This window comes from Paraburkholderia sp. BR13439 (genome assembly GCF_040948805.1).
Lineage (GTDB): Bacteria > Pseudomonadota > Gammaproteobacteria > Burkholderiales > Burkholderiaceae > Paraburkholderia > Paraburkholderia youngii.
In genome coordinates, this window is record NZ_JBFPKN010000141.1 from 1 (window position 1) to 574 (window position 574).

At 57.7% G+C, this 574-nt stretch carries 1 pseudogene; it reads right to left on the reverse strand.

Going from position 1 to position 574, the window contains the following annotated elements:
• A pseudogene (locus AB3X96_RS42580) lies at nt 1-86 on the reverse strand (IS6 family transposase); the annotation flags it as partial.
• Nucleotides 87-574 lie beyond the last annotated feature (488 nt).

Consider the following 574-nt stretch of genomic DNA (forward strand, 5'->3'; position numbering starts at 1 on the left):
TGGAACCGGAAATACCACCGAACCGCGAGACTAATGATTGCCGCCGGGAACCGGTGGCCGTGATAAAGCGATTTTCTTTTCTTCATCGTGACATCTTACGTGACTACCTCGCCAACGTGACAGTGCCGCCGGATGGCATGCTTGCGGTGATACCCAGTCAAAGCCACGAACTCATCGAGAATCCTGATACGGTCGCCGTACGTCGCGCTGCCATACCGCAATTGCAATGCTGCAACCAACTCCTTGCGTGTCGCCATGCTGATTTTCCTTGTCACCTCATGCCGCTCCCGCCGGACAATCCGGCGGATAGCAAACTACGTGAGGCAACAGGTCAGCGCGAGTTGCAATTCCGATGAGTCAATGCGACCGGTTGAGGCAGTATGACTTTCCGTGAGGTGGTGGCTGGCCCGCCGTGAGAAACCAGACGCGGGTTAGCATTGCTGCCAGAGCCGCATGGTGTGCACGAGGGCGACACCCGGCGATTTCCAGCACGGAGGCCAGCATGGGACACGATAACACGGTGTACGTCGGTCTGGATGTCCACAAGGAATCCATCACGGCAGCCTACGCCGTC